The sequence below is a fragment of the Chitinophaga filiformis genome (assembly GCF_021646545.1).
GTDB lineage: Bacteria > Bacteroidota > Bacteroidia > Chitinophagales > Chitinophagaceae > Chitinophaga > Chitinophaga filiformis_A.
This window is the reverse complement of the sequence record NZ_JAKIRP010000003.1, coordinates 538077-546843: the sequence shown is the minus strand read 5'-3', so window position 1 is coordinate 546843 and position 8767 is coordinate 538077. Positions and strand designations below refer to the sequence as shown.

At 46.5% G+C, this 8767-nt stretch carries 6 protein-coding genes; all 6 read left to right on the top strand.

The features are described from left to right. The first annotated feature begins 4 nt into the window (after positions 1-4). From L3C95_RS11775 to L3C95_RS11750, 6 genes are read left to right on the top strand one after another with little or no spacing between them, the layout of a single operon-like run. On the top strand, positions 5-1759 hold the full coding sequence (locus tag L3C95_RS11775; RefSeq protein WP_236387268.1) for a carbamoyltransferase: 1755 nt from the start codon (positions 5-7) through the stop codon (positions 1757-1759). Positions 1760-1779: 20 nt separating this feature from the next. Continuing rightward, positions 1780-3867 carry an SGNH/GDSL hydrolase family protein gene (locus tag L3C95_RS11770; protein ID WP_236387266.1) on the top strand — a complete coding sequence of 696 codons (2088 nt, stop codon included), beginning with the start codon at positions 1780-1782 and terminating at the stop codon, positions 3865-3867. Between the two features lie 9 nt (positions 3868-3876). Further along, positions 3877-5754: an asparagine synthase (glutamine-hydrolyzing) gene (gene asnB / locus L3C95_RS11765; RefSeq protein ID WP_236387264.1), complete on the top strand. Its 1878-nt coding sequence runs from the start codon at positions 3877-3879 to the stop codon at positions 5752-5754. A gap of 21 nt (positions 5755-5775) precedes the next feature. Continuing rightward, positions 5776-7428 carry a cyclic peptide export ABC transporter gene (locus tag L3C95_RS11760; protein ID WP_236387262.1) on the top strand — a complete coding sequence of 551 codons (1653 nt, stop codon included), beginning with the start codon at positions 5776-5778 and terminating at the stop codon, positions 7426-7428. A gap of 9 nt (positions 7429-7437) precedes the next feature. After that, complete coding sequence (locus L3C95_RS11755; RefSeq protein WP_236387260.1) at positions 7438-8157, top strand: thioesterase II family protein; 720 nt, start codon at positions 7438-7440, stop codon at positions 8155-8157. Positions 8158-8159: 2 nt separating this feature from the next. Continuing rightward, entirely contained in the window at positions 8160-8750 is a 591-nt protein-coding gene (locus tag L3C95_RS11750) for a hypothetical protein (protein ID WP_236387258.1), read from the top strand. Positions 8751-8767: the final 17 nt, after the last annotated feature.

Sequence of the window (8767 nt, the reverse complement as noted above, 5' to 3'; positions counted from 1 at the left end):
ATCCATGAGTTTAAATATAATTGGCATCTCTGCCTTTTACCACGATTCAGCCTGTTGTATACTCCAGGACGGCGTATTGAAAGCCGCAGTGCAGGAAGAAAGGTTCAGCAGAAAAAAGAATGATCCCGATCTGCCAAAGGCGGCCTTTAATTATTGCCTGAAAGAAGCAGGCATTACCATCTCCGACATTGACTGTATCGCCTATTATGAAGATCCGGTAAAGAAATTGTCCCGGCAACTATGGAGTGGCAGCAGATTTATTACTGCAGACAGTATACGCAATACAGACCATGCAGCCGTAGAACGGCAGATCAGGGAGCAGTTTGGTTTTGATGGTCCCATCAGATTTTATGAGCATCACCAGTCACATGCTGCCAGCAGTTATTATTATTCCGGCTTCGACCATGCCGCTATTCTTACGGTAGATGGCGTAGGAGAGTGGGCTACCACTACCTATGGTATGGGTAAGGGTGCTAAGCTGGAGCTGTTTGAAGAAGTATCTTTCCCGGACTCACTCGGATTATTATACAGTACTATTACCAGCTACCTGGGTTTCAGCGTAAACAGCGGAGAGTATAAGGTAATGGGACTCGCTCCTTACGGTAAGCCTTTGTATGTTGATAAAATAAGACAGCTTATCAGGAACGGAGAAGCTGGTCAGTATGAGTTGAACATGGAGTACTTTGATTTCCTGAAAGGAGAGAAGATGTACAGTGAGGCCTTGCCTGCATTATTCGGGTTGGCGCCAAGAAAAAAGGAAACAGCAATACTGCCGGTGCATGAAGACATTGCGGTTAGTCTGCAGGTAGTGCTGGAAGAGATCCTGATAGAGAAGGCGCGTTATCTGCATGAAAAAACAGGCGCCGAAAATCTTTGTATGGCCGGTGGTGTCGCCTTGAATTGTGTGGCAAACGGAAAGATCCTGAAGAACAGTCCTTTTAAACAACTCTTTGTACAACCCGCTGCAGGAGATGCCGGATGTGCACTTGGGGCAGCGGCATTGGCGCATACTGATCTATCCGGAGAGGCAATGACCAGCCAGCTGGAGCATGTTTACCTGGGGCCTTCCTATGGTTCAGCAGAGATCAGGAAATTGCTGAGCGCTACTTCTCTGCGATATACGCAGCACCAGGATGACGGTGAGCTTGTAAAGCAGGTGGCACAACGTCTGGCGGAAGGTAAAGTGATAGGCTGGTTCCACGGCAGGATGGAGTTCGGGCCGCGTTCACTGGGCGCCCGCTCAATACTGGCTGACCCAAGGGGCGCCGATATGCGCGACCGCATCAACGCAATGGTAAAGAAACGTGAAGCGTTCAGACCCTTTGCACCTGCTGTATTAGAATCAGCAACAGGCGAACATTTCGACATAGACCATCCTTCACCTTTTATGCTGGAAACCTGCCAGGTGATCTCTTCCTTTGATCTGCCTGCAATTACCCACGTAGATGGATCGGCCAGGGTACAGACAGTGAGTGAAAAGACCAATCCGCGATTTGCTGCATTGCTGAAAGCCTTTGCAGATTTAACAGGATGTCCTATTCTGCTGAACACTTCCTTCAATGTAAGAGATGAGCCGATAGTATGTAACCCGGAGGAAGCATTGATATGTTTCGTTACCACCGACATAGACTGTCTGATACTGGAGGATTTTATCATTGACAACGAAAACAATGATACCAGCATATTGGAGATGATCAACCAGAATCTCCTGGAGCGTCCTTCATTCGAATTGAACCCTAACGTCTACACTTTTATCTGATCTTAATTAAAAAAAGGAGTATGTCTGTACGACCATCATCAGCATTAAGAGAGAAAGCAGACGCCCTTGCTTTATTGTTAAGCAGTGGGCAGTCATCCAATATAGCAATAGATACCCTGTTCGAAGAGTTGGGTATTACCAATGAACACATTGCAGATACATCATTATCCCGCTCCACAGCAACCGGGCATATAGGTATTTACAAACCGGAAGAGGTAGACGGCGAAATAGTATATAGCCGTGATGTTTCCAGGAAAGCCCGCTGGACCTATTTTGCCGATATTCCCATGATCCCTGCAAAAGGAACCCGCAAAAGGGTCGTTCTGCTGGGCGAGTCTGTAGCTCGTGGATTCCTGCTGGACCCTGGTTTTACGCCTGCACAGGTGCTGGGTACTTTACTAAATGGTAATGCCGATAAGGATGAATTTGAGGTGATAGACCTGGCAGAGACTAATCTGGGTATGGCGGGTCTGAAGGAGCGTTACCGTGAGGCACTGGCGCTGGAGCCGGATATGGTATTGTTCCTGGCGGGGAATAACTGGCGCGATGACCTGGTGAATATGATATTAACCGACAAAACATATCTATCCCGCGTAAGAGAGGCATTGGTGCTTAATCAGGATATCAGCAGTGCAAGAACGATATTAGAGGAGTTATTTTCTACACTGGTAGGTTCTTTCCTGGAGTACGTACGGACCGTGGGAGGTCCTGCATTACCGGTAATATTTGCCATACCAGAGTTCAATCTGCTGGATTGCAGAAGTACGCCTGGAGAGCGTTTTATATCACGGCTGCCTGATAATGGCATTGCCGGTTGGATAGCCGCCAGAGATCAGGCAGAGCTGGTATTAAAAGAACAGGATGCGCAACGCGGTATATCACATGCCAGTAGGATGATAGCATTGGATCCCAGTCATCCGTACGGATATGAACTGCTGGCTGATGCACACCTGCTATTGCAGGAGTATGATAAGGCGCGTGTTTATCTGGAAACGGCGAGAGATACGGCCTTGTTCTGCCGCACCAATAGTAAACCGCGTATGTTCAACATCACCAGGCAGACGATCCTTCGGGAAGCGGCGGGCCACAAAATAGATGTGGTAGACATTCCCGAAGTGTTCAGCAGGCACCTGAATGGAAAAATACCCGGAAAGGACCTGTTCCTTGACTATTGCCATTTTACGGCGGAGGGTATACAGGTGGCCATGCAGGCCGTAGCTGAGCGGATATTTGTGTTGTCAGGTAATACAGGTAATGGTAAGGTGTCTGCCACAAGCATCAGGCCCGATCAGGAAGTACATGCCATGGCGCACTTGTTTGCTGCCATTCATAATGCACATTGGGGGCAGCAGTATGGGATACTGTATCATCACTGTTTGAAGGCACTGCAGTACTCTAAAGAAATTGCCCGCACAATGATCTACTACTGCGATATGATGAACCGCAGTGCTTCCAACAATCTTTGCAAAACACTGGAAATACTGGTAACAGGCAATACGCGCCTGGACAGATATGTACACGCCCTCTTACACCCCCGTTCCGGCAAGACGATGGAGATCGATCTGGTGAATGCAATGGTAGCTGCGTTGCAGACAGCGGGCGTTAATCTCATTAAGTATGTAGATGATCTCAGGAATAAGGAACATGGTGTATCTATACAGGCAGTTAACCTGCTGGAGACATTTTATCACGCTACTTCATATGATGAATACCAGGGCACAAAAGCAGCCTTTTATCAGGCCAGGGATGCGCAATCAGTCTTCTTCCTGGTAGCTGCTAAAGATGAACCGGTATTCTTTGATATCTCACTCCGTGTGCCTGGATTGCCGGAAGAAGGTAAGATCACCGTGTTGTTGAATGGAGTCCAGGTAAGTGAAGTGGCAGTATCAGGAAAATGGACACGTCATTCACTGACAGTACCGGCAGATATCTGCACAAATGGTATCAATACAGTCACCATCTGCTGGCCGGTGCCGGAACGGCTGGCAGCTGCAGAACAGCGCGCCACAGCCGATGAGGCTATCCTGGACGCCGCTTTTTACGTATTTGGTGAGATCGTCACATTTACTGCTACCAGCAATGCGGCTACTCACTTTGAGCTCAATTAAACTTTTGTTATGTGCGGTATAACCGGGATAATTTACAATAACAGGCAGCAGACCGTTGATGAGAATATACTAAGGCAGATGGCCGGGAAGATGGAACACCGCGGACCAGATGATGCCACCAGTTATGCAGACGGGCATGTCGGGTTTGGTTTTCGCCGTCTGAGCATTATTGACCTTGCACACGGTCAGCAGCCCTTTTTCAGCGCAGATGATAACATCGTGATGATCTGTAATGGAGAGATCTATAACTACAAAGAGCTAAGGGCTGATCTGCAGGCCAGGGGGCATCTGTTCCGTTCTGCGTGTGACGTGGAAGTGATCCTTCATCTGTACCGTGAATATGGGACCGGGTTCCTGAACAAGCTGAACGGACAGTTCGCTTTTGCCTTGTACGATAAAAGCAAACAGACATTGTTTTTCGCCAGGGACCATTTCGGCATTTGCCCCTTGTTTTATAGTCAGCAGGAACACGTGTTCCTGTTCGGATCGGAGATGAAAGCCCTGCTGGAATTCCCCGGTATGCCAAGAGATGTGGACCTCAGCGGACTTGATCAGATCTTTTCTTTCCCCGCGAATATCGCTCCTGTAACAATGTTCAAACACATCAGGAGTTTGCCGCCGGGATATTACGGATTATTCAGCAATGGAAAGCTGGAACTGCATGAGTACTGGGACCTGGAATATCCGGAAGAAGCACATGTTTACGAAGAGAAAACAGAATCTTATTACATAGAACAGCTGGATGAACTCTTGCAACAATCTGTGAGGTACCGGATGCATGCCGATGTACCAGTAGGCTTTTACCTGAGCGGAGGATTAGACTCGTCTATTATCGGTGCTACTATGCGTAGCCTGAAGAATGGCAGAGACTTCAGTTCTTTTTCGATCTGCTTTTCCGGTTCGCCCGACAACAAAGAGATCAACGAACAACGCTACCAGCGGCTTATGAGTGAACACATCGGGTCTATGCACCATGAGGTGGAGTTTAACTGGAAAGACCTGGACAATAAGTTGAAGCAGGTGGTATATTTTTCGGAGGCGCCATTGAAGGAAACATATAATGTCTGCTCGCTGGCACTGTCAGGAAAGGCAAAGGACCAGCAGATTAAAGTAATTCTCTCCGGGGAAGGCGCTGATGAACTTTTTGGAGGATATGCCGGTTATAAGTTCGATTACCAGCGGGCGAAGAATGGTGTGGTCAAAGACCTGGATTACCTGATGGAAGACCAGGTAAGGAAAACCTTGTGGGGGAATGAAGATTTTATCTACGAGAAGAATGAGTACGAATTTAAGAGCACAAAAGAAGCGCTTTATTCCACCGGCGTTAACGACGTGTATACACAGTTTGACTGTTTGCGGCAGCCGGCAGTTGCACATAAGCGTTTGAAGAACAGGCATATTTTCCACCAGCGTTCTTATGTGGACTTTAAATTAAGACTGGCGGGACATCTTATTGCAGACCATGGCGACCGGATGACGCTGGCTAATAACGTTGAAGGCCGCTATCCCTTCCTGGATGTGCCACTGGTGGAATTTGTACGGCAAATACCACCCGGCCTGATGTTGAAGAATATGAAGGAGAAGTATATTCTCAAACGGCTGGCAGATAAATATGTGCCAAGAGAGATCATAGACCGTGAGAAATTTGGGTTTGTGGCGCCTGGTAGTCCGCAGTTACTGAAAAACAACAACGAGTGGGTGAATGATCTGTTATCCTACGACTACATTAAAAGAAGAGGTTATTTCAATCCGGATACTGTAGAACGGCTGAAAGCCATGTATACGCATAAGGACTTTATTCTGACCCCGCCTTATGATATGGACCTGCTCATCATCATACTAACGTTCAATATATTCTCTGAGGTCTTTGAAGTTCCTTCTTTATAGGCCGCTATTAAAACTATTCTTATGAGTTTTCTCGATACACTGATAAAAAAGTCGAAACAAGCGATCGGTTATGTGGTCGTACTGGGTTTGTTTAATAGCTTATTGAACGGAGGTTTGCTGATGTTTATCAACAGTACGATAGCCGGTAAGCCGTTTCCCGTATTTCCTGCGTACAACTGGGTGGTATTTATTGTAATTGTGACGGCGTCCTTAATCTGTTCGCGGTACTTTCAGGCTTACATGATCCGGCTGACCAATAACATACTGTTCGATTTTGAATTGACGATACTGACCAAGCTGCGCCATGCGTCTTATGAAGATTTTGAATCGCTGGGAAATGAGAAAGTGTATACCGCTATCAACGACACTAAGGTGCTGGCACATGCACCGGAAGTATTCATGAATGCATTCAACGCTTTTGTGGTGATCCTTTGCTGTTTTGGTTATCTGTTCTGGATAGCACCCATGGGAGCAGCATTTGTGTTGCTGGTGATGGCGGCATTGCTGGTGTTCTATATTGTGCGCAACAAGGCAATAGAAGCAGATCTGAACAAACAGCGCGATCTGCAGAATGTATATTATAAACACCTGGAAGATCTGTTGCATGGTTTTAAGGAACTGAAGATGAGTATTACCAGGAATCTTTCCATATTCGACAATTTCCTGATTAAGAACAGGGAGGCAGGACGAAATATATCCATAGGTACATCTGTAAAGTACATGGATAATGAGCTGATAGGTAGTTACAGCTGGTATATCGTAATGGGCATTACTATGTTTGTGCTGCCGGTACTGTTTCACCTGGATATAGCGAAAACGTCTGCATTTCTGATCACTATTTTGTATCTTATAGGACCGATCGCCATCATATTGACATTGGTGCCTACCTATACTGCCGTTAAGATATCTGTGCAGCGCTTGAATGTATTTGACAGTATGCTGGATGCACTGGATAGCCATACTGCTGCTACTGTTGACCTGGCGGATGAGCCGTTCGACAGCATACGTTTTGAAGGCGTCAGCTACCGTTATGATAAGGGAAAAGAACAGGGCTTTCACCTGGAACCATTTAATCTTGCCATTCAGCGTGGAGAGATCGTGTTTGTAACCGGAGGCAATGGCAGTGGCAAGAGTACATTTGGCTATTTGTTGTCCGGGCTTTACCGGCCTTATTCAGGTAAGATCTATCTGAATGAGCGCGAGATTAACGATGAGAATTATGTAAATTACAGTGACAGCATGAGCGCTGTGTTTACCACCAATTATTTATTCAACGACAACTATGATGGTTTTGAGTTAACCGCCGCCAATGCACAGTTGTCAGAATATATTGAGCTGATGGATATGGGCAGGATCCTGAAGCTTGACGGAGAGCAGAAGACCCTGGGCAAGAAATATTCCAAAGGACAGCAGAAGCGCCTTGCACTTATTTACGCGCTGCTGGAAAATAAAGAAGTAATTGTGCTCGATGAATGGGCCGCAGAACAGGACCCTCGTTTCAGAAGATACTTCTACCAGCAGATTTTGCCCTCATTAAAAGAGAAAGGAAAGACCATCATTGCCATCACCCACGATGATGACTATTATGATTGTGCGACGCGGATCATCAAGTTTAATTATGGAAAGATAGTAAGCGACAGCCCGGTATATGCTGGCAAGGTTGTCGAAAATTAACCCTTTAGTATGGTAAATGTCAATCTGTTTTGTATACCCTTTGCAGGAGGTAACCGCTATTCATTTCTGTCGCTCGAAAAGGCAATAGGCGGCGCTCTGACTACGATCCCGTTGGACTATCCAGGGAGAGGCACGAGGTATGGTGAACCTTTGTTAAAGCGCCTGGATGTATTGTGTGAGGACCTGTTTAAGCAGGTAAGAGGAAAGTTGCAGGAACCTTATGCTATTTACGGACATAGCATGGGGGGACTACTGACCTATCTTTTAACGAAGAAGATAAGGGAAGAACGATTGCCGCTACCGGTTCATCTGTTCATCAGTGGTAGCAGAGCCCCCTCTATGCGACGGGATATGCCGGACTATCATAAGCTGCCAAGACCTCAGTTCATAGAAAAATTACGTTCGCTGGGTGGTACAACCGACGAAATATTGAACAGTGAAGAGATCCTGGAGTTATACGAGCCCATACTCCGGGCAGATTTTGAAGCGGTGGAAACTTATGAGTATGCGCCCTGTGATCCGTTTGATATACCGCTTACTGTTTTCAATGGTTTGTCTGACAGGATCAGCCGTGAGCAGGCAGAAGCCTGGCAGCGGGAGACGACCTTTCCAATCGTGCTCCGTGAATTTCCCGGAGATCATTTCTTTATTCTCGAACACACTACTGTAATAGCCAGCCTGATCGTACGGAACGTTCATGCCGGATTTTCCTTAAAAAACACCATATAGTTATGCGCTATCTAAGTATTCTTTTTTTGTTGCTGATGGGCTTCTTCTCAGCTAAAGCCCAGGTAAACGCCAATGGCCAGATAAACATCAAAAAGGGCGATGTGCTCAAATATGCGGCCAAAGGGCCTGACGGCAGCATTATAGATTTTCTGATCACTGTCCTGTACAAGGATAAGACAGGGGTCGGTTTTCAGTATAAGGTCATCAACGGAAAAAAGACCATTCAGGGGAAATGCCTGGTAACACCGGAAGGTACAAAGGATGGAAGCAGTCTTAACTGGGACAATCTGAATCCCGGCGAAGAAAGACACGTGAAGAAAGACCAGACATTGTTCTTCTATTCACAGAAGTTTTACAAGGAACTGGTGAAGAACAAGAAAGCGATGTACGGTGGCACCACGTACGTGTTGAAACCAACACCAGCGGCTTCACAGATCAAGATCAATAACAAAAAGGTGAAATCCCTTTATGTAACCAGCCAGGATGGTAAAGAAGCCTTCTGGATACTTGATAACCCCGATTTCCCATTGTTACTCAATTCCACCGGAAATCAGCAGGGACCTGACATGCTGCTGGTGAATGTAGGAAAATAAATAAGGAAACTCCATTT

Bases quoted from the DNA above. Each gene is read 5' to 3' on its own strand.
- L3C95_RS11775 (WP_236387268.1), top strand. From the start codon at position 5: ATGAGTTTAAATATAATTGGCATCTCTGCCTTTTACCACGATTCAGCC.
- L3C95_RS11770 (WP_236387266.1), top strand. From the start codon at position 1,780: ATGTCTGTACGACCATCATCAGCATTAAGAGAGAAAGCAGACGCCCTT.
- asnB (WP_236387264.1), top strand. From the start codon at position 3,877: ATGTGCGGTATAACCGGGATAATTTACAATAACAGGCAGCAGACCGTT.
- L3C95_RS11760 (WP_236387262.1), top strand. From the start codon at position 5,776: ATGAGTTTTCTCGATACACTGATAAAAAAGTCGAAACAAGCGATCGGT.
- L3C95_RS11755 (WP_236387260.1), top strand. From the start codon at position 7,438: ATGGTAAATGTCAATCTGTTTTGTATACCCTTTGCAGGAGGTAACCGC.
- L3C95_RS11750 (WP_236387258.1), top strand. From the start codon at position 8,160: ATGCGCTATCTAAGTATTCTTTTTTTGTTGCTGATGGGCTTCTTCTCA.